This is a genomic window from Catenulispora sp. GP43 (assembly GCF_041260665.1).
Taxonomy (GTDB): domain Bacteria; phylum Actinomycetota; class Actinomycetes; order Streptomycetales; family Catenulisporaceae; genus Catenulispora.
The window spans coordinates 129,897-150,174 of sequence record NZ_JBGCCT010000029.1 but is presented as its reverse complement, the minus strand read 5'-3'; the positions used below and the strand labels follow the sequence as shown (position 1 = coordinate 150,174).

The following is a 20,278-nucleotide window of genomic DNA, read 5'->3' as shown; positions in this document are numbered from 1 at the left end:
GGGTGGGGCTGTGGGTTTGTTTGTTCTTTCTATAGTTTTTTTTATATTTATATATCCCCCCCGGCCGCCCCCCCCCCCCCCACCCCCCCACCCCCCCCCCCCCCCCCCCCGGCGGGCGGGCCCCCCCCCCCCCCCCCCCCCCCCCGGGGGGGGGGCGGGCGCCCCCCCCCCCGCCCCACCTCAGCCAGGTCGGTCCTGTCCGGCCTGGCCCCGCTGGCCTGGATCGGCCCGGCGATCGCGCTGATCGCCTTCGCCGTGCTGTGGCCGGTGGTGAAGATGGTCCAGTCCTCGACCACGCACTGGTCGCGCTACGGCGTGAACCTGGGCTCCAACGGGACGGACAACTACAACAAGCTGTTCAAGGAACAGGATCTGGGCGGTGTGCTGGAGCGCACCGGCATCTGGGTCGTGGTGGTCGTCACCCTGACCATGCTGATCTCGCTGGGCGTCGCGCAGCTGTTCAACCAGAAGTTCCCGGGGCGCACCGTCGCGCGCTGGGCGCTGATCGCGCCGTGGGCCGCCTCGGTGATGATGACCTCGATCATCTTCAAGTGGATGCTGTACCCGGGCTACGGGTTCATCAACATCATCCTGAACGACCTGGGCCTGGTGGACCGCAACAGCGCCACCGCGGACTGGCTGGGGCACTCCACCTCCGGGTTCGTCTGGGAGATGGTGGTCGCGATCTTCGTGTCCATCCCGTTCACCAGCTACACGGTGATCGCCGGCCTGCAGACCGTCTCGGCCGAGGTGTACGAGGCCGCGCGCGTGGACGGTGCCAGCAAGGCGCGCACGTACTTCTCGATCACGCTGCCGCTGCTGCGGCCGGCGCTGCTGGTGGCCACGGTCATCAACGTGATGAACGTGTTCAACAGCTTCCCGATCATCTGGGAGATGACCCACGGCGGACCGGGGTACGACACCTCGACCACCACGGTCTTCATGTGGATCCTCAAGCGCCAGAACATCGGCGAGTCCGCGGCCCTGTCGGTGGTCAACTTCGTGCTGGTGATCGTGATCGTCTTCGCCTTCCTGAAGGTGAGCAAGTGGAACAGTGAGGGCGAGGCATGACAGCGGTGACGACCTCCTCGCCGACCGCGCGCCAGGACCGGGTGCCCTCGGCGCCCAGGCCGCCGCGCGGCCTGCCCGGGGTGAAGAAGATCGCGCTGATCGGAGGCGCGTACCTGATCGCGCTGATCTTCATCACCCCCTACATCGAGATGTTCCTGACCGCGCTGCGGCCGGTGAACGAGACCTCGGACCCGACGATCATCCCGAAGCACCTGCAGTGGTCGAACTTCACCTCGGTGTTCTCCGGCGACTCCAGCTTCGGCACCAACATGCGCATCACCCTGGAGGTCGCCTTCGGCGCCACCTTCCTGGTGCTGCTGGTGGCGCTGCCGGCGGCGTACTACACGGCCCGCAAGAAGTTCCGGGGCCGCAAGGCGTTCCTGCTGCTGGTGCTGGTCACGCAGATGTTCCAGCCGACCGCGATGGTGGTCGGCATCTACGGCGAGATGCGCGACCTGGGCGGCATCAACTCGGTCTGGGCGCTGATCATCGTGGACGCGGGCTTCAACCTGGCCTTCGCGGTGTGGATCCTGTCGGCCTACTTCGCGGCCATCCCGGCCGAACTGGAGCAGGCCGCGATGATCGACGGGGCGACCCGCTTCGGCGCGTTCCGGCGGGTGACCATCCCGCTGGCGATGCCGGGCATCGTGACGGCGCTGATCTTCACGTTCATCGCCGCCTGGAACGAGTTCATCGTGGCCCTGACCCTGACGACGAGTCCTGACAAGGCCCCGCTGTCGGTGGCGGTGGACAACTACATCGGGCAGTACACCGTCGACTACGGGCACCTGTTCGCCTCGACGGTGATCGCGACGATCCCGGTCATCGTGCTGTTCGGCCTGATCGAGCGCAAGGTCGTCGACGGCCTGACGGCGGGCTCGATCAAGTAGCCCGTACGCGCTGAGAGGAGCCCGCCGACGCGTCCTGAGCTGCGTCGGCGGGCTTTCACGCGCACGGGCGGGAATCGGGCGCGGCCCCGAGAGCCTTCTTCTTCGGCAGAAGGAGGCTTCGATGTCTGGTGTGGACGGCGCGTTCGAGCAGTTCGTCGGGTACGCACGGCGCTGGGCTCCCGGGATGACCGACGCCGAGTTGGAACCGGCGCGGCACTTCCGGGTGGCCACCGCCGCCAAGGGCGAGTACCTGGCGCGGGTCGGGGACACGGAGTCGCGCCCGAAGTTCATCCTGCGGGGCCTGGTGCGGCAGGTGTTCGTCGGCGCGGACGGCCGGGAGCGCGTCAACGCCTTCGCCTCCGACGGCGTCCTGGTCTGCACCTACCGCGCGGCGCTGACGGTGCAGATCTCCGACCTGGCCATTCAGGCGCTGGAGCCGACGCTGTACCTGGCCATGCCGGCCGGCGCGATCGCCGGCCTGGCGGCGCGCCACCCGGGCTGGCGCGAGCTCACGATGCGGCTCACGGAGCACAAGTTCGTCACCGCCGAGCTGCGGAACCGCACGCTGCTGCTGGCGGACGCGACCGAGCGCTACCGCACGTTCCTCGAGGACTTCGCCGACATCGCCCCCCGCGTACCGCTGTCCCAGGTGGCGGCCTATATCGGGGTGACACCGGAGGCCCTGAGCCGGATCCGCCGCAAACTCCTGGTCGACGCTTGATGCAGGTCGTCGCTTGAACCAGGTCGCTGCTTGATCCAGGTCGCTGCTTGATCCAGGTCAAGGCGAGCCCGATCCGCCGCCCGTAGCTTCGGGGCCATGACGACGATGAACGCCATGGCGGTCCACGCATTCGGCCCCGCCGAGAACCTGATCCCGGCAAAGCTCGCCATCCGTGACCCGGCTCCCGGCGAACTCCTGATCCGCATACGGGCCGCAGCGGTGAACCCCGCCGACCTCGGCATGCGCGCCGGACGCTACGCCTGGCCGGAACCGGTGCGCATGCCGGTGATCCCGGGCTACGACCTGGCGGGGGTGGTCGAGCAGGGCACCGAGGCCTTCCCCGCCGGCACCGCGGTGATCGCCTACACGGCGCACTCGAAGACCCAGACCGGCGCCTACGCGGAGTACGCGACCCTGCCCGAACACCTGGTCGCCGCGGCCCCGAAGAACATCGGCCCGGCCGAGGCGGCGGCACTGCCCCTGGCCGGCCTGACAGCCCAGACCGCCCTGTACCACCTGGACCTGAAGCCGGGCCAGACCCTGCTGGTGAACCGTGCCGCCGGCGCGGTCGGAGGCTTCGCAGCCCAACTGGCCCGCGCCCGCGGCATCGAGGTGCTGACGGACCCCGACCAGCGGCACACCGTCGACGCGGCCCTGGACGTGGTCGGCGCGAAAGCGGCCCTCGCGGCCTTCGCCCGCGTCCGCGACGGCGGCCGCTACGCGACGGTGGTCCCGGAGTTCTGGCTCCCCGGCGGCCAGTTCACCCCGGCCCGCGACATCGACCCGGTGACGGTGTTCGTCGACCCGGAGCTGGCAGACCTGGCCGAACTCGCCCGCCTGACCGACGCCGGCGTCCTCACCCCGCGGGTGGCGGACACCCTGCCGCTGGCCTCGGCGGCCGAGGCGCACCGGCGGATGGAGCGGGGCGGGGCGGTCGGGAAGCTGGTGCTGCTGCCGTGATGCTTGGTGCCGCTTGCCGCTTGCCGCTTGCCGGGCGCCTGGCACCGGGCGCCTGGCATCGATTGGCTGGCATCGGTTGGCTGGGATGTGGACAGGGATGCGGCTGCACGGCCTCTGACACCAGCGATGGTCTGCGGGTGCTGATACCGCAGACCACCACGGGTCGCAACCGGCCCCCGACAGGCCGGGGGGCAACCTGCCGGGGACCTGCTACCAGGAGGCAGGTCCGGCGGCGGCGCGCTCGCGGAGGGCAGGGACGCGAGCTACGCCGGGGCCGGGCCGCTTACTAGATGTATCGGCACGTCCGCCGGGGAACTTTAGGGTTCTGTCTTACTTTTTTTCGAGGATGCCGCGCCGCCCGCCGCCGGATCAGCCCATTGACGAAAGACCGCAGCGCCCAAGGCGCTGCGGTCTCAATGGTCTGTTCGGAAAGTCCCTTGTCAGGCGTTCCGCCGCGCCGCCTGCCTGGCCAGCAGGGCCTCGCGCTTCTCGCAGAAGCGCTTCGCCGCGTCGTCCAGGCCGCCCAGGAAGGCCACCAGCTCCTCGCGCGCGATCTCACCCTCGGGGCCGAGGTCGGTGCGCTCCAGGGCCTGGGTCTGGCGCAGGATCGGCATCACGACTTCGTCGTGGTGGATGCGCAGGTCGTAGATGCCGGCCTTGGCGATCATCACCGACTTGCGGCCGAAGTCCGTCAGGCCCGAGCCCGGCATCTGGAACTGCTGGACCACGTTCGCCACCGCGCGCATGGCCTGGTCCGGGTCGAGCTCGAATGCGGCGCTCAGAAGGTTGCGGTAGAAGAGCATGTGCAGGTTCTCGTCCTGCGCCACCCGGGCGAGCAGGCGCTCGCAGTCCGGGTCGCCGGAGACCTTGCCGGTGTTGCGGTGCGCGATGCGGGTCGCCAGCTCCTGGAAGCTCACGTAGGCGATCGAGTGCAGGGCGTCGTACGCGTCGGGCTGCGAGTAGCCGTTGGACATGTGCGTCATGCGCTCGCGCTCCAGCGCGACCGGGTCGACGGCGCGGGTGGTCAGCAGGTAGTCGCGGATCGCGATGCCGTGCCGGCCCTCCTCGGCGGTCCAGCGGTGCACCCAGGTGCCCCAGGCGCCGTCCTGGCCGAACTGCACCGCGATGGCGCGGTGGTAGCTGGGCAGGTTGTCCTCGGTCATCAGGTTCAGGATCAGGCTGGTGCGGGCGATCTCCGGGATCCGGGACTGCTCCGGGGACCAGGGCTTGCCGCCCAGGACGCCGTCGAAGTTCTCGCCCTCGCTCCACGGCACGTACTCGTGCGGGAACCACTCCTTGGCGCAGTCCAGGTGCCGGTTCAGGTTGGCCTCCACGACCTGCTCGAGCTCGCTGAGCAAGGCCGCCTCGGGCATCGCGGCTGTCGGGCGGGCACCCTGCCGGGGCAGGTCGGTGACGGTCATGGGGTCGGCTCCTACACGCTCAGGCCCGGGGAAGCAGGCCTTGGGGGACGGACCTACGGTCCCGAAACTTACGGGTTCGTAGGTTACGTTAGCGTAAGTCACCGTGTCGGCAAAGGTCCAGTGGTGAGAGCCGTCGGACTGTCAACTCATTTCCGCGGCGGGGCGCCTTTTGTGACCCAGATCTCACTCCGGGTGCCGGGCCGCCTCGGTGACCAGCTCTTTCGCCCAAGGGTAGTCGGGTTTGCCGCTCGGCGAGCGGCGGATATGCGACACCCGCACGAGGAGCCGGGGCACCTTGTAACCGGACAATCTGCCCCGGCAGTACTCCTCCAGCTCGCTGTCCGTGGGGGTGTCCGCGCCCTCCTCGCGGGGCTGGATGACGGCCGCCACCCGGTTGCCGAACCGCTGGTCCGGCGCCCCGGCGACGATCGCGTCGAACACGCCGGGATGCGATTTCAGGACCGCCTCGACCTCCTCGGGGAAGACCTTCTCGCCGCCGGTGTTGATGCACTGCGAGCCGCGCCCGAGCACCGCCACCGAGCCGTCCGCCTCCAGCGTCCCGAGGTCGCCGAGCAGCACCCAGCGCCGGCCGTCGTGCTCGAAGAACGTCTCGGCGGTCTTCACCGGGTCGTTGTAGTAGCCCAGCGGCACGTTGCCGTGCTGGGCCACCCGCCCGACCCGGCCGTCACCGGGCGTGGCCGGCCGGTGCTCCTCGTCCAGGAAGACCGTGGTGCGCTCGTTGACGGTGAACCGCATGCCGCCGGCCGGACCGCTGCCCGGGGCCGCGTCGCCGTTGAACCCGCTCTCGGTGGAGCCGAAGTTGTCGCGGATCAGCACGTTCGGCATCTGCGCCTGGAGCTGGTCGCGCACCGCCTCGGACAGGATCGCGCCGGCCGAGCTGACCACGAACAGGCTGCTCACGTCGGTCCCGGCCAGCGGCCCGGCCAGCGCCTCGGCCAGCGGCCGGCCCATGGCGTCGCCGACCATGGAGATGACGTTCGCCTTCTCCTGCTCGACCGTGCGCAGGACCTCGTGCGCGTCGAACTTCCGGTTCAGGACCACCTTCTGGCCCATGTTGAAGCTGATGAACGTGGCGAGCTGTGCGGCGCCGTGCATCAGCGGCGCCACGGGGAAGGTCGCCATCTGGCCGGCAGCGGGGTCGATACCGTCGGCGACCTCTGAGGGATCCTTCATCGGCTCCCCATAAGGGCGCCCGCCTGCCATCCCCGCATAGAAGATGTCCTCATGGCGCCACATGACGCCCTTGGGCATCCCTGTGGTCCCACCGGTATAGATGATGTAGAGGTCGTCGGCGGAGCGGTCGCCGTGGGGGAGGAGTCCGTCGCGCTCCTCGGATTGCCCACGGACCGCGTCCCCATACGTCGCAGAGGGCAGATCCGCTATAGCGTCGCCGACGGAGACGATCGTCTTGAGCTTCGGTGAGTCGGCGACGATCTCGCGCACCCGGTCGCCGAACTCCGCATCCACTACTACGGCGACCAGATCCGCGTCCTTATAGAGGTAACGGAGTTCGTCGGCCACATAGCGGTAGTTGATATTGATGGGCACCGCACGGATCTTCAGGCACGCCAACACGGCGACCACGTACTCCGACCCGTTGTACATGTGCATCCCGACGTGGTCCCGCACTCCAACTCCGCGCGCCAGCAGGAAGTGCGCCAGTCGGTTCGCCTCGCGGTCCAACTCCCCGTACGTCCATCGCCTGACGCCGGGGACGACCAGGGCCTCCTTCTCGGGGATCTTGTCGACGACGCTCTCGAACAGGTCCGCGAGGTTGAACTGCATGGGGAGTCCTTACTCTGCGAGGTGTGCGCCGATGCGGAGAAGCTGCCGGGTGGCGGTGCCGAGGGTCTGCTCGATCTGCTGGCCCCGGACGAAGTAGCGGTGCAGCGGGTAGTCGGTGTCCACACCGATCCCGCCGTGCAGATGCTGCGCGGCGTGTAGGACGCGCGATCCGGCGTCCCCTGCGTGGAACTTCGCTATAGCGACGTCAGCGGAGACGTCCGCAGCGGAGGCGGAGTGGCCGCCGCGCGCGGCGTCGTCCATCAACCAGGCCGCGTGCAGCACGCACAGGCGCAGGGCCTCGGCGCTGATGAAGGCGTCGGCGGCGCGCTGGGCCACGGCCTGGAACGAGGCGATCGGCTCGCCGAACTGCTTGCGGGTGCTGGTGTAGCGCGCGGTCATGGCGACCGCTTCGGCGCACACGCCGGAGGCCTCGGCGGCGTAGGCCACGGTGCCCAGGTCGCGCAGCCAGTCCAGCGCTTCGGTACCGCGCGCCAGCAGCGCTTCGGCCGGCACGGTCACCGCGTCCAGGTCCAGGTCGGCGTACGGCTGCCGCCCGGTGGCCAGCAGCGGGGTCACCGTGAGCGCCGAGCGCGGGACGACGAACAGCGCCGGCACGTCGTCCAATACGGCCGGGACCAGGATGGCGTCGGCCAGGTCGCCGTACGGGACCATGACCTTCGCGCCGTCCAGGACGAAGGCGCCGTCCTCGCCCCGCCGCGCGGTGGTGATCAGGGAGTCGGGCTCCCCGGGCTCCTCCAAGGCGGCCGTGACCAGCTTGGCGCCTGAGGCGGCGTCGGCGAGCAGGTCCGCGGCGCCGCCGAAGCGGGCCAGGGGCAGCGCGCCGAGCGCGATCGCCGCCACCACCGGGACGTACGCGGTGTGCCTCCCCGCGGCCTCGGCGAGCAGCGCCAGCCCCATGATGCCCAGGTCGCCGTCGTCGGGCAGCAGCGCGGACACCGCTCCGGCGCCGGCCAGCGCGCGCCAGGCCCGCGCGTCGTGCACGGAGCCGATGCCGCTGCCCCGCGCCTCCTTCTCCAACTCGGCCAGACGCTCGTTGCCGCAGTGGTCGGCGAGGATCTGGTCGACGAGGTCGACCAGCGCCCGCTGATCCTCGGTCAGCTGGAAATCCATGGCGGGCTCCTGGGCTCCTGGTGTCTCGGGTTCTCGGTGTCTAGTGGCGGGGGATGCGGGGCATGTTCAGCCCGAACAGGGCGATCAGGTCGCGCTGGATCTCGTTAGTGCCGCCGCCGAAGGTGAGGATCAGCACCCCGCGGTAGGCGCGCTCGACCCGGCCGGCCAGCAGGGCGCCGGGGGATTCCTTCTTCAGCGCGCCGGCAGCGCCGAGCACTTCCAGCAGCAGGCCGTACGCCTCGCAGTAGAGCTCGGTGCCCCAGACCTTGGTGGCCGAGGCGTCGGCGACGTCGAGTTCCGCGGAGGCGGCGACCTTCCAGTTGAACAGCCGCAGCGCCGCGAGCTTGGCCTGGATGCGGGCCAGGTGCACGCGGACCCACTCCCGGTCGATGACGCGGGTGCCGTCGGCCAGCTTGGTCTGCCGGGCCCACTCGACCACTTCGATGAACGGCCGCTCCAGCGACCCCGACGAGCACAGCGCCACCCGCTCGTGGTTGAGCTGCGTGGTGATCACCCGCCAGCCCTCGCCGGGCTCGCCGATGACGTTCTCGGCCGGCACCCGCAGGTCGGTGTAGTAGGTGGCGTAGGTGGAGGCCTCGCCGATGGTGTGGATCGGCGTGTAGGTGAAGCCCGGATCCGAGGTCGGGACCATCAGGATCGAGATGCCCTTGTGCTTCTTGCCGGTCCGCTGCGGCGCCTCGGGATCGGTGCGGCAGGCCAGCCAGACGTAGTCGGCGTGGTCGGACAGCGAGGTGAAGATCTTCTGTCCGTTGACCAGGTAGTGCTTCCCGTCCGGCTCCAGCACCGCGCGCGTCTTCAGACTGGCCAGGTCGGTCCCTGAGTCCGGCTCGGAGTAGCCGATGGCGAACATGCACTCCCCGGCCAGGATGCGCGGGAGGATCTCCGCCTTCTGCTTGTCGGTCCCGAAGCGCATGATCGCCGGGCCGACCGCGTTGATGGTGAGGAACGGCACCGGCGCCCCGGCCCGCTGTGCCTCGTCGAAGAACACGAACTGTTCGACGGGAGTGAACCCCTGCCCGCCGTACTCCTTGGGCCATCCGACGCCCAACCAGCCGTCGCGGCCCATCTGCCGCACCGCCTCGCGGCTGCGCGGCCCGCCGAACTCGCCGGTGGACATCTCCTCGGCGACCTCGGGGGTGACCAGTTCGGTGAAGTAGGCGCGGAGAGTGTCGCGCAGCTGCGCCTGCGCCTCGGTATACGCGATCCGCATGAGGTGAATTAGAACGTGTTCCATCTGCGATGGCAAGGGTTTCTGATGGATCATCAGATCGGTGCGGCGGGTCGCCCGAACGGCTTTGAGCAAGGGCGATCAAGGGGCGGGGCTGGTCGGCTGAGGAGTCGGAGGACGTGGCCGGAGCGCCGCCGATCTGGGAACGGAGAGCTGATGAGCACGCAGAGCGGAGCGAACGGGGATTCGGTACCGCAGCCGAACGCGCCAAGTCAGCCTGCCGCGAGCCAGCCGCCGCCCCCGCCGAACGCGCCGAGCCAGCCGGCCCAGCCGGCAGCCGGCAGTCCGCAGCCCGGTGCGCCGAGCCGGCCGCCGAGCCAGCCGGTCGCGAGTCAAGCGCCGCCCGCCCAGACTCAACCGCCCTACCAGCCGCAGACCGAGTATCAGGGCCCGCCGCACCACACCACGCCGCCGCCGCACGCGCCGAACCACCAGCCCCCGCCGCGGGCCACCCTCACCGTCCCGCTCGGCAAGCTGCTGTACCTCTGCGTCGCGGCCCTCGGCGTGATCAACCTGTTCCTCGGCTACGTCAGTGCGGGCGGCGGCGACTCCATGAACCTGTACAAGGCTGCCGTCGCCGTCTTCGCCCTGGCCCCGACCATGTTCTTCCTGGCCGGGCTGGTCGCGGTGCGCGAGTTCCTGCCGCACGAGCGGGCGCCGGGCGTGCTGCCGGCGCTGATCACCACCGCCATCTTCGTCACGCTCGTGCTCTCCGCCATCAGCTCGGACGGGGCCGGCGACCTGCAGACGCTGTTCGTCGTCTTCGGCGCGGTGCAGTTCGTGGTGGCCTGGCTGGCGTACCTGGTCGACGCCGGAGTGATCGCCGCCCGCCGCTAGCTCACACCCCTGCCGCTACCTCACACCCATGCCGCTACCTCACATCTTCGAGTGGTCCCACGACGCGGTGCGCTTGGCGCGCACCCGCACCACCGCACGCTTGTGCGCCTGCTGCTCGACGAAGGGCCGCATCGCCTCGGCGTCGGCGCCGAAGACCTCGGGGTAGCGGGCGGTCAGGGACATGCCGAAGGCGACGACCCGGTCGTAGTCCTCGATCAGCTCGACCTCGCCGTACACGGTGACGCCGCGCAGCTCGTTGTAGGCGATACCGTCTTCGAGCAGACACGTGATCCGGGGGTCGCGCCGCAGGTTCACCGCCTTCTGGGACTTGCCGTACGTCCAGAACGCCAGGTCGCCGTCCAGCAGCGCGTAGTACATGGTCACCAGGTGCGGCGTGCCGTCGGCGTTCGCCGAGGCGATCTGGAGCTTGCGCCCCGCGGCGAAAAAGGTTTCGATCTCATCATCGGACATCCGGATGCGGTCCCGCTGGCTCATGGCGAAAAGTAGAACAGGTTTCGATCGATGACGGCAAGGCTCAAGGCGTACGTCCGGCGTGAGCTGAACGCCAGCGTGCACGGCTCCGGCGGTCTGCGCCTGAAGGAGCGCTACTCCAGCCCGCCCGGCGACCCCGGCCTGTTCGGGCCCGGCGCGGTGACCTGGCGCGTGCACTCCGACGCCCCGGGCATGCTCATGGGCGGCTTCGCCTCGTTGATGCTCCAGTCGCTGCACCCGCTGGCGATGGCCGGCGTAGATCAGCACTCCGACTTCCGCACCGACCCGCTGACCCGGCTGAACCGGACCGTCGCCTACGTCCTGTCGACGACCTTCGGCTCCACCGAGGTCGCCGAGGCGGCGGTCGCGCACGTCCGCGAGCGCGTCCACCCCCACATCAACGGCACCGCCCCCGACGGCCGCCCCTACAGCGCCGCCGACCCGCACCTGCTGACCTGGGTCCACGTCGCCGAGGTCCGCTGCTTCCTGGCCGGCTACGAGCGCTTCGGCGCCCCGCCCCTCACCGCCGCCGAGCGTGACCGCTACTACCGCGAGGTCGCGGTCCCGGCGCGGATGCTCGGCGCGCGGGACGTCCCCGAGTCGGCCGCCGAGGTCGCGACCTACCTGCGGGACATGCAGCCGGAGCTCCAGGCCACCGAGGCGGCGATCGAGGGGATCCACTTCATCCGGCGTTTCGGCGCCAACCCCCGGGAGCGAGTCGCCGTCCGGGTCCTGATGAACGGCGCCTCGGCGCTGCTCCCGGACTGGGCCCGCGACCCGCTCCGGCTGGGACGCCCCGACGCCGTCCGACTGCTCGTCGACCGCCCCCTGGCCCAGGCCGCGGGCCGCACGCTGCGCTGGGCGATGGAGCCTTCGGAGATCGTCGGGACCGCCTACGCGCGCATGGGGCTGACGCCGCCCCGCCAGCACCTCGGCTGGCGGACGGCGCCGGGTGCGTCGCAGGGCTGACCGGCTGACCGGCTGACCGGCTAATCGGCCTCCAGCACCCGAGGCAGCCCGAACGACGCCGCCACCCCCGCCTCGAAGTGCGTCAGCTCGTCGACCCGGTCCCCGGAGTACCGCGCCACCAGGATCCCGACGCAGTGCAGCTTGTCGGTCACCCGGTCCAGCGCGTACTCGCCCCACGCCGGCTGCCCGTTGGCGCGCGTCGGCACCAGGCGGCAGATCGCGCGGCGGTGCGCCTCGATGGCCGTGAAGAAGCGGCGGACGTTCTCCGATCCGTGGTACTCGAACGGCATGGGAGGCATCCGGATCCAGACGTCCTCGGTCATCAGGGCCAGGAGCGCGTCGACGTCGTGCGACGTGAACGCCGCGACGAACCGCTCGGTCAGCTCCCGCTCTAGCGGACTGCCGGGCACCGGCCCTGGACGCTCCGGCCCCCGCGCCGTCGCGTCCAGGGTGGCGCGTGCCCGCTTCAACGCGCTCGTCACCGCGCTCTCCGTCAGGCCCAGCAGGTCGGCGACCTCGGCCGCGCGGTAGCCGAGCACGTCCCGCAGCAGCAATACCGCACGCTGATTCGGCGGCAGCAGCTGCAACGCGGTCAGGAACGCCAAGGAGATCGCCTCGGCCGACTCGTACCTGGCCTCCGGCCCGGGCTCCCCGTCGGGCAGCCGGTCGAGCAGCAGGTCCGGGTAGGGCTGGAGCCACAGCACCTCGTTGTGCGCCGAGGGCTCCGGCACCGGCGCGGGGAAGGCGGCCGCGGGCTGCGGCCGCCGTCCGGCCGAGCGCAGTGTGTTGAGGCACCGGTTCGTGGCGATGCGGTGCAGCCACGTCCGCAGCGAGGAGCGCTCCTCGAACCCGGCCAGCCCGAGCCACGCCGCCAGCAGCACCTCCTGCAGGGTGTCCTCGGCGTCCTGGAAGGAACCGAGCATCCGGTAGCACAGCAGGTGCAGCTCGCCCCGATAGGGCCCGACCAGTTCGGCGAAGGCGTCCCGGTCGCCGGACCGGGCGCGCTGTAGCAGGTCGGCCGACATCTCCACGGCGTCCATCACCTCTCCTCATGCTCACGCCCGTAGGAGCGCTCACCTGTTCAGACACCGGCAGCGGCGGAAACTGGGCGGTCCGCGGCCACCCAGTTTTCCGCCGCCGCCGGGTCAGTGGAGGTGTCAGCGAAAAACCGACTCCGATCGGAGTGAGACACCATGTCGAACGACTTCCTCACCGGCAAGACCGTCCTGGTCACCGGATCCAGCCGGGGCCTGGGCCGGTCCCTGGTGGACGCGGCCCTGGACCGGGGCGCCCGGCGGGTCTACGCCGGGGCCCGCAACCCGGCGGCGCATCCCGACGAGCGCGTCGTCCCGCTGCGGCTGGACATCACCGACGTCGACCAGATCGAGCTCGCGGCCAAGGCCGTCGAGGAGCTGGACGTCCTGGTCAACAACGCCGGCGTGGCCTCCTACGCGCAGATCGACGACCGCGAGGAGCTGGACCGGATGCTCGCGGTCAACCTCTACGGGCCCTATGACGTCTCGCACGCCTTCCGGCACCACCTCACCTCCTCGCGCGGCACCCTGGTGAACGTGCTGTCCACCACCTCGGTCGCCGCGGTGCCGATGCTGCCCGCCTACTCGATCTCGAAGGCGGCGGCGTACTCCTTCACGCAGGTGCTGCGGGCGCTGCTGGCGCCGAAGGGGATCAAGGTGCACGCGGTCCTGGCCGGACCGCTGGACACCGACATGTCGCAGGACCTGGACATCCCCAAGACCGCGCCGGACACGGTGGCCGCGGAGATCTTCGCCGCGGTGGCCGCCGGCACCGAGGACATCTTCCCCGACCCGTTCGCCGCGGCGCTGGCGGCGGGCTGGGCGGACGCCCCGGTCACGGCCATGCAGCGGGCGGCGGCCGAGATGGTCGCGGCCTGAGCGGGGCAGTGTGAGCTGCCTGGCGGGCAGCAGGTCTGAGCAGGTCTGAGCAGGACCGAGCAGGCCGCCGCCTTCGCCCCATCACGGCCGAGGGCGGCGGCGCCGTCGTCGTGCTCTCAAACCGCGGTCGGCGCCGCGAACGACTCCCACGCGGCCGCCACCACGGCCAGCTGCCGCCAGGCGTCCTCCGGGCGCTCCAGCTCCGCCGGGTCCCCGTGGTAGGGGTCCAGCACCGTGATCTCCGACCCCAGCGCGCGCAGCCGGTCCAGGTCGTCGAGGACCTGCTCCAGGGTGCCGATGCCGGCCTGGCGCTCCGGGTCGGCGACCGGCTCGGGGGTCAGCCGCAGCTTGATCCGCGGCGCCAGCGTCGGCACCTCGCGCCCGGCCTCGTCGGCGAACGCCTTCAGCCGCCCGACCGCGCCGTCGATGAAGTCCATCGTGAAGCCCAGCGGGTGCCAGCCGTTGCCGGACACCACCGCGCGCCGGATGCCCGCGTCGCTGTTGCCGCCGATCCACACCGGCGGGCCCGGCAGTTCTTCCGGCAGCAGGGCGGGCGCTACGCCTTCGATGCCGCCGCCCCAGATCTGGTGCATCTCATCCAGGTACTCGTCGGTCAGCCGGCCGCGGTGCTCGCGGGGCACGCCGAGCGCCGCGAACTCCTGCGGCGACCAGCCGACGCCCACGCCGAGCACGAAGCGACCGCGCGACAGCCGGTGCAGGCCCGCCGCCATCTGCGCGGTCAGCGCCGGCTGCCGGTACGGCATGATCAGCACGGTGGTGCCCAGCCGAATCCGCGATGTGCGGCCGGCCAGCCACGCGAGCGTGGTGAACGGGTCGTGGAACGGTGCCGGATACCGCTCGGCGAAGTCCGGTGTGACCAGCACGTGATCGGACATCATCAGCAGGTCGAAACCCAGGCCCTCGGCGACGTGTGCCCAGCGTTCCAGCACGTCCACCGACGTGGCGGGCCCGAAATTCGGGACGTTGACCCCCAGCCGCACGGGCCTGTTCCTTCCGCTCGCCTCCGGTCCGCACCGGACCAGTCATGCAAACTACCGCGCCGGGGACGACTGTTCCCGGCGCGGCTCCTCAGTTGTGCTCAGTGCGACTGTGCTCAGTGCGACGTGGCCGCTGCCGGGGCCTCCACCGGGATCTGTGCCTGCCTCGGGATCTCCGGCAGCTCCCCGTCCTCGGCGGTCAGCGGCCGCGCCACCAGCTTGCGGTCGTCGCTGGTCAGGCAGCGGCCCGAGGCCAGGTCGAACTGCCAGCCGTGCATCGAGCAGGTCAGCACGCCGTCGGCGACCGTCCCGAAGCGCGTCAGGTCCGCCTTCAGGTGCGGGCAGTGCCGCTGCACCGCGTAGCCCTCGGCCTTGGCCAGGTCGGTGACATCGCTGGACTCGGCGTAGTAGCCCTCGACGTACGTCATGTGCTCTTCGGACAGCGACTTGAAGAACGTGTAGATGTACTCGTTGTAGGGGCCCTTGCGCGAGGCCTGGAACCGGCAGGATAGGAACAGCTCGTTCACCCAGTCCGGGGTCCGGGTCCGCACCAGGTGCTCGATCAGCGGCCGGTCGGTGCGGAACTTGTAGCGGCACTCCGCCTCGCCGTCCCAGGTCCCGATCGTGCGGGTCAGGAAGTCGAAGACGATCTGGTCGTCGACCTCGCCGCTGCCCGGGTCCGCGGTCTCCAGCAGGATCCGGCCGTTCAGCCCGGCGCAGGTGTGGTCGGCCCAGGCCAGCAGCGGCTCGATCCACTCCTTGAGCTGGCCGACCAGGTCGGACTTGTCCTGCGGCAGACCGGCGTGCATCGCGTCGATCTGTGGCTGCGCGCGCTTCTGGTAGTCCGTCAGGTAGGTGCGGCGGTCGCCGTAGATCTCGTCGATCTGCGCCTGCGGGACCTGCTCGATCTCGCACTTGCCGTCGGCGCCGAGGACCACGGTGGTGCCCGGGACGAACAGGTGGCCGTTGTCGTGGCCCTGCTCGCGCATGAACTCCAGGAACGCCAGCTGGCTCGGGAAGACGTTGGCCGGGTCGTCGTCGAAGTCGTTGATCGCGAACAGGCCGTCGCGCTCGTCCAGGAAGCAGGGCGGGCCGGCAAACGGGAAGACCTGCTTGGCGCCGTACTGCTCGACGTAGCGCAGCGCGCGGGCCATGCCGTTCTCGCGCTTGCGGCGGCCGACCGTGGCCTTCATCCGGTCCGGGAAGTCGTAGACCATCGGGTACCAGATGGCGCCGGAGTACTGCAGGAAGTGCGCGTCGTACGGACCGAAGGCGCCGACCGGGCCGTCCTCGACCGGCCGGGCGTCGTTCTGGTTGAAGATCCGCACCTCGCCGTCGTCGATCGCGATGCCGCTGTCGCCCAGCGGGCCGTCGGTCGGCGTGACCAGCGCGTCGATGAGGATCTTCAAGCCGCCGGGGAGCTCGGTGACCTCCCGGTTGCGGGTCTGCACGAAGTTCCGGAAGCCCAGCTTCTCCAGCTCGTCGCGCAGGTCCGGGACCTGGTAGTCGGGGAGCAGGACCGTGGTGTCCTTCGACATGTTGGCCGACAGCCAGTGCGGGTCGAAGTGGTCGTGGTGCAGGTGGGAGACGAACAGATACTCGGCGTCGCGGATCCCGGCCGGGTCGGCGGCGGAGCCGAAGGCCGAGTTGTCCGGGAAGGGGAACCAGGACGCGAAGTACGCCGGGGTGAACCACGGGTCGCAGACGATCCGGCCGGCGGCGGTCTCCACCAGCATGCCGGCGTGACCAATCGACGTGATGCGCATCGATCCAACGTATCGCACCGCGAGACCCCCGAACGGTACTCTGCCACCGGGGAGGATCACAGCTGATTTTTCCTGAGGGCTACACCAGGGGGCAGTGAGTCAAGTGATCGTGGACGGGGTTCTTCTCGGCAACCGCACGGACAGCGACCCGGCGCTGACCGTACGGCTGGCGTGCCTCGCCGACGAACTCGGCTATGAGGAGATCTGGCTGGGGGAGTCGACCGGGCACGACGCCTTCGCGCTGGCCGTGGCGGTCGCCGCGGCGGCCGGGGAACTGCCGTCGGCGTTCTCCGATCCCGACGCCAGGGCCAAGGCCTCCGGAGCCGATCCCGCGACCGCTGACGAACTCCGCCGCAAGAACCCGGCCCGGCCCCGCGCCGCCCTCACCCTCGGCCCCCTTCCCGCCGCCGTCCGGGACCCGGTCACCGCGGCCCGCGGCGCCGCCAGCGTGGCCGCGCTCACCGGCCGGGACATCGGCCTGGCCCTGACCGCCTCCACCGGCCTGGTGGTCGTGGACTGGCACGGCCGGCCGCGCACCGACCCGGCCACCGCGCTGGCCGAGAGCCTGTCCGTGCTGGGCCCGCTGACCCGCAACGAACCGGTCAGCTTCCAGGGCGTCTCGGTGCGCTCCCGCGGCTTCCGCTCGCGGCTGGAGCCCTCCCGCGCCTCGCTGACCGTCCTGGCCTTCGGGCTGGAGGCCTGTGAGGTCGCCGTGGGGCGCGCCGACCGGGTCGCGGTACCGCTGGCCACCGTCGAGCACGCCGCGCGCATCAAGGCCCGGCTGGCCCTGACCTCGGACCGGATGAACCGCGCGGTGCCGCGCTTAGCCGTCTTCCTGCCGACGGTCGTCGACCCGAACGCCGAATCCCTGGACTGGATCCGGCGTTCGCTGTTGCCGTACCTGGACGCCGACGGTTTCGGCCGGATGTTCGCCGAGGCCGGGCACGGGGAGCTGATCGACCTGGCGCGCGGCGGGGCCCACGAGCGTTCGCTGCTGGCCGCGATGCCCCTGGACGTGCTGCGCTCCATAGCCGCGGTCGGCGACCTCAACCAGGTGTGCTCGGCGTTCGAGGACTACCGGCAGGCCGGGGTCGACGAGATCGTGATGCTCCCGGAGTCCCACGACGCCGGTGTGATTGAGCACACCATCCGGGCACTAGCGAAGTAGTGGCGCGCTGGCAGAATCTTTGATGCGAGCGTGTCCTTGCGCACACGTGACAAATCGCAACAAAGGAGTTGCCCCATATGACGGAACCAGGCGTGCCACCGCACACCCTTCCGCACCACGACCTGCCCGAGCTGACCGCGGAGATCCTGCGCGGCGGGGCGGAGAAGTACCACGCGGCCAATGAGAAGAAGGGCAAGCTGTTCGCCCGCGAGCGGGTCGAGCTGCTGGTGGACGAGGGGTCGTTCGTCGAGGACGGCCGGTTCGCCAACGCCATGGCCGGCGACCTGCCCGCCGACGGCGTGGTCACCGGTACGGCCAGGATCGCCGGCCGCCCGGTGTGCCTGATGGCCAACGACTCGACCGTCAAGGCCGGGTCCTGGGGCGCGCGCACCGTCGAGAAGATCATCCGGATCATCGAGACGGCGTACCGCACCGGTGTGCCGATGGTCTATCTGGTGGACTCCGCCGGCGCGCGCATCACCGACCAGGTGGACCTGTTCCCGGGCCGGCGCGGCGCGGGCAAGATCTTCCACACCCAGGTCCGGGCCTCCGGCTCGATCCCGCAGGTCTGCGCCCTGTTCGGGCCGTCGGCGGCGGGCGGGGCGTACATTCCGGCGTTCTGCGACGTCGTGGTGATGGTCGAGGGCAACGCCTCGATGTACCTGGGCAGCGACCGGATGGTCGAGATGGTCACCGGGGAGAAGACCACGCTGGAGGAGATGGGCGGCGCGCGGGTGCACTGCGCCGAGTCCGGCGTCGGGCACTTCCTGGTCAAGACCGAGCAGGACGCGCTGGACACGGTCAAGCGGTACCTGTCCTACCTGCCCTCGAACTGGCAGCAGGACGCCCCGGACGCCGAACCCGCCGACTCCCCGGCGAACATCGACCTCGCGGCCCTGGTCCCGGCCAGCGAGCGCCAGGCGTTCGACATGCGCCGTTTCATCAAGGGCCTGGTCGACGCCGACTCGTTCTTCGAGATCCACGCGCTGTGGGCCCGCGAGCTGACCGTCGGCTTCGCGCGGCTGAACGGCAAGCCGGTCGGCATCATCGCCAACAACCCGATGTTCAAGGGCGGCGTGCTCTTCGTCGACTCCGCCGACAAGGCCACGCGCTTCATCCAGCTCTGCGACGCGTTCAACGTGCCGCTGCTGTTCCTGTCCGACGTGCCCGGGTTCATGGTCGGCACGGCCGTGGAGAAGCAGGGCATCATCCGGCACGGCGCCAAGATGATCACCGCGGTCTCCGAGGCCACGGTCCCGAAGATGTGCGTGGTGGTCCGCAAGGCCTACGGCGCCGGCCTGTACGCCATGGCCGGTCCGGGCTTCGAGCCGGACGCCACCATCGCGCTGCCCACCGCCAAGATCGCGGTGATGGGCGCCGAAGCGGCGGTGAACGCCGTGTACGCGAACAAGATCGCCGCCATTGAGGACGACGCCGAGCGCGCCGCCTTCGTCGCCGACAAGCGCGCGGAGTACGAGACCGACATCGACTTCGTGCGCCTGGCCAGCGAGCTCGTGATCGACGACATCGTCGAGCCGTCCGACCTGCGGTCCGCCCTGATCGCCCGCTACCGCGCGGCTGAGGGCAAGGACCGTTTCTTCTCCCGGCGCCGCCACGGCGTCACCCCGGTCTGAGCGGAGGACCTCCCATGGATCACCGGTTGAGTGAAGAGTACGAAACCCTGCGCGCCACCGTGGAGGAGTTCGCCCACGACGTCGTCGCCCCCAAGATCGGGGCGTTCTACGAGCGCGAGGAGTTCCCCTACGAGATCGTGGCCCAGATGGGCCGCATGGGCCTGTTCGGCCTGCCGTTCCCGGAGGAGTACGGCGGCATGGGCGGCGACTACTTCGCCCTGTGCCTGGCCCTGGAGGAGCTGGCCCGCGTCGACTCCTCGGTGGCGATCACCCTGGAGGCGGGCGTCTCGCTGGGCGCCATGCCGGTCTACCGCTTCGGCACCGAGGAGCAGAAGCAGCAGTGGCTGCCCAAGCTCTGCTCCGGCGAGATGCTCGGCGCCTTCGGCCTGACCGAGCCCGGCGGCGGCTCCGACGCCGGCGCCACCCGCACCACCGCGGTCCTCCAGGACGGCGAGTGGGTGATCAACGGCACGAAGTGCTTCATCACCAACTCCGGCACCGACATCACGGGCCTGATCACGGTCACCGCGGTCACCGGCACGAAGGACAACGGCGCCAAGGAGATCAGCACCATCATGGTGCCGGCCGGCACCCCCGGCCTGACGGTGGCGCCGAAGTACAGCAAGGTCGGCTGGAACGCCTCGGACACCCGCGAACTGTCGTTCGTGGACGTCCGCGTCCCGCAGGCGAACCTGCTGGGCGAGATCGGCCGCGGCTACGCGAACTTCCTCCGCACCCTGGACGAAGGCCGCATCGCCATCGCCGCCCTGTCCACCGGCCTGTCCCAGGGCTGCGTCGACGAGTCGGTGAAGTACGCCCACGAACGCGAGGCCTTCGGCCGCCCGATCGGCGCCAACCAGGCGATCCAGTTCAAGCTGGCGGACATGCGCCTGCGCGCCCACACCTCGCGCCTGGCGTACTACGACGCCGCGAGCCGCATGCTGGCCGGCGAGCCCTTCAAGGCCGAGGCCGCGATGGCGAAGCTGTACTGCTCGGAGGCCGCGGTGACCAACGCGCGCGAGGCGACGCAGATCCACGGCGGCTACGGGTTCATGAACGAGTTCCCGGTCGCGCGGATGTGGCGGGACTCGAAGATCCTGGAGATCGGCGAGGGGACGTCCGAGGTCCAGCGGATGCTGATCGCGCGGGACATGGGGCTGCCGAACGCGTGACGTCCGGCGGTCCGTCCGGCGGTTCCTCCGGCGGTTTGTCCGGGGCGGCTTCAGCAGACTGCTGAAGCCGCCCCGCTGCC

At 70.5% G+C, this 20,278-nt stretch carries 18 protein-coding genes; 10 read left to right on the top strand and 8 right to left on the bottom strand.

The features are described from left to right. The first annotated feature begins 267 nt into the window (after positions 1-267). The 4 genes from ABH926_RS41370 to ABH926_RS41355 all read left to right on the top strand — a co-directional run bounded on the left by ABH926_RS41370 (position 268) and on the right by ABH926_RS41355 (position 3,642). A complete protein-coding gene (locus ABH926_RS41370) occupies positions 268-1,071 on the top strand; it encodes a carbohydrate ABC transporter permease (protein WP_370371807.1) in 804 nt (267 codons plus the stop codon). Further along, positions 1,068-1,961 carry a carbohydrate ABC transporter permease gene (locus tag ABH926_RS41365; protein ID WP_370371805.1) on the top strand — a complete coding sequence of 298 codons (894 nt, stop codon included), beginning with the start codon at positions 1,068-1,070 and terminating at the stop codon, positions 1,959-1,961. Before ABH926_RS41370 ends, ABH926_RS41365 begins: the two co-directional genes overlap by 4 nt. A 121-nt stretch (positions 1,962-2,082) precedes the next feature. Continuing rightward, the gene (locus tag ABH926_RS41360; protein WP_370371804.1) at positions 2,083-2,682 is read left to right on the top strand and encodes a Crp/Fnr family transcriptional regulator; all 600 of its coding nucleotides are present in this window, start codon (positions 2,083-2,085) and stop codon (positions 2,680-2,682) included. 96 nt (positions 2,683-2,778) lie between these two features. Continuing rightward, positions 2,779-3,642: a zinc-binding dehydrogenase gene (locus ABH926_RS41355; RefSeq protein ID WP_370371802.1), complete on the top strand. Its 864-nt coding sequence runs from the start codon at positions 2,779-2,781 to the stop codon at positions 3,640-3,642. A 440-nt stretch (positions 3,643-4,082) separates the two neighbouring features. On the opposite strand, the gene ABH926_RS41350 is transcribed toward ABH926_RS41355, so the two are convergent. The 4 genes from ABH926_RS41350 to ABH926_RS41335 form a co-directional block, all read right to left on the bottom strand. After that, positions 4,083-5,063: an acyl-ACP desaturase gene (locus ABH926_RS41350; protein ID WP_370371801.1), complete on the bottom strand. Its 981-nt coding sequence runs from the start codon at positions 5,061-5,063 to the stop codon at positions 4,083-4,085. A gap of 183 nt (positions 5,064-5,246) precedes the next feature. After that, complete coding sequence (locus ABH926_RS41345) at positions 5,247-6,869, bottom strand: acyl-CoA synthetase (RefSeq protein ID WP_370371799.1); 1,623 nt, start codon at positions 6,867-6,869, stop codon at positions 5,247-5,249. A gap of 9 nt (positions 6,870-6,878) precedes the next feature. Then, positions 6,879-8,000 (bottom strand): acyl-CoA dehydrogenase family protein, encoded by a 1,122-nt coding sequence (locus tag ABH926_RS41340; protein WP_370371797.1) that lies wholly within the window; start codon positions 7,998-8,000, stop codon positions 6,879-6,881. A 40-nt stretch (positions 8,001-8,040) separates the two neighbouring features. After that, on the bottom strand, positions 8,041-9,231 hold the full coding sequence (locus ABH926_RS41335) for an acyl-CoA dehydrogenase family protein (protein WP_370371795.1): 1,191 nt from the start codon (positions 9,229-9,231) through the stop codon (positions 8,041-8,043). A gap of 174 nt (positions 9,232-9,405) precedes the next feature. Between ABH926_RS41335 and ABH926_RS41330 the strand changes: the two genes are divergently transcribed. Continuing rightward, positions 9,406-10,086 (top strand): DUF5336 domain-containing protein, encoded by a 681-nt coding sequence (locus ABH926_RS41330; protein ID WP_370371793.1) that lies wholly within the window; start codon positions 9,406-9,408, stop codon positions 10,084-10,086. A 39-nt stretch (positions 10,087-10,125) separates the two neighbouring features. On the opposite strand, the gene ABH926_RS41325 is transcribed toward ABH926_RS41330, so the two are convergent. After that, entirely contained in the window at positions 10,126-10,581 is a 456-nt protein-coding gene (locus tag ABH926_RS41325; protein ID WP_370371792.1) for a pyridoxamine 5'-phosphate oxidase family protein, read from the bottom strand. Between the two features lie 27 nt (positions 10,582-10,608). On the opposite strand from ABH926_RS41325, the gene ABH926_RS41320 reads away from it, so the two are divergent. Further along, on the top strand, positions 10,609-11,547 hold the full coding sequence (locus ABH926_RS41320) for an oxygenase MpaB family protein (RefSeq protein WP_370371790.1): 939 nt from the start codon (positions 10,609-10,611) through the stop codon (positions 11,545-11,547). A gap of 20 nt (positions 11,548-11,567) precedes the next feature. On the opposite strand, the gene ABH926_RS41315 is transcribed toward ABH926_RS41320, so the two are convergent. Further along, a complete protein-coding gene (locus tag ABH926_RS41315) occupies positions 11,568-12,572 on the bottom strand; it encodes a sigma-70 family RNA polymerase sigma factor (protein ID WP_370371819.1) in 1,005 nt (334 codons plus the stop codon). Between the two features lie 168 nt (positions 12,573-12,740). Here ABH926_RS41315 and ABH926_RS41310 point away from each other — a divergent pair, with 168 nt between their 5' ends. Continuing rightward, positions 12,741-13,460 carry an SDR family NAD(P)-dependent oxidoreductase gene (locus tag ABH926_RS41310; protein WP_370371788.1) on the top strand — a complete coding sequence of 240 codons (720 nt, stop codon included), beginning with the start codon at positions 12,741-12,743 and terminating at the stop codon, positions 13,458-13,460. Between the two features lie 116 nt (positions 13,461-13,576). Here the strand turns inward: ABH926_RS41310 and ABH926_RS41305 are convergent, their stop codons facing one another. Both ABH926_RS41305 and ABH926_RS41300 read right to left on the bottom strand, forming a co-directional pair. Then, positions 13,577-14,461: a TIGR03619 family F420-dependent LLM class oxidoreductase gene (locus ABH926_RS41305; RefSeq protein ID WP_370371786.1), complete on the bottom strand. Its 885-nt coding sequence runs from the start codon at positions 14,459-14,461 to the stop codon at positions 13,577-13,579. A 113-nt stretch (positions 14,462-14,574) separates the two neighbouring features. Next, entirely contained in the window at positions 14,575-16,224 is a 1,650-nt protein-coding gene (locus ABH926_RS41300) for a Rieske 2Fe-2S domain-containing protein (RefSeq protein ID WP_370371784.1), read from the bottom strand. Positions 16,225-16,333: 109 nt separating this feature from the next. On the opposite strand from ABH926_RS41300, the gene ABH926_RS41295 reads away from it, so the two are divergent. From ABH926_RS41295 to ABH926_RS41285, 3 genes are all read left to right on the top strand, one after another. Further along, the gene (locus ABH926_RS41295) at positions 16,334-17,392 is read left to right on the top strand and encodes an LLM class F420-dependent oxidoreductase (protein ID WP_370371782.1); all 1,059 of its coding nucleotides are present in this window, start codon (positions 16,334-16,336) and stop codon (positions 17,390-17,392) included. A 77-nt stretch (positions 17,393-17,469) separates the two neighbouring features. Next, positions 17,470-19,026, top strand: coding sequence for an acyl-CoA carboxylase subunit beta (locus tag ABH926_RS41290; RefSeq protein ID WP_370371780.1), 1,557 nt, complete (start codon positions 17,470-17,472; stop codon positions 19,024-19,026). A gap of 14 nt (positions 19,027-19,040) precedes the next feature. Continuing rightward, the gene (locus ABH926_RS41285) at positions 19,041-20,198 is read left to right on the top strand and encodes an acyl-CoA dehydrogenase family protein (RefSeq protein WP_370371778.1); all 1,158 of its coding nucleotides are present in this window, start codon (positions 19,041-19,043) and stop codon (positions 20,196-20,198) included. Positions 20,199-20,278: the final 80 nt, after the last annotated feature.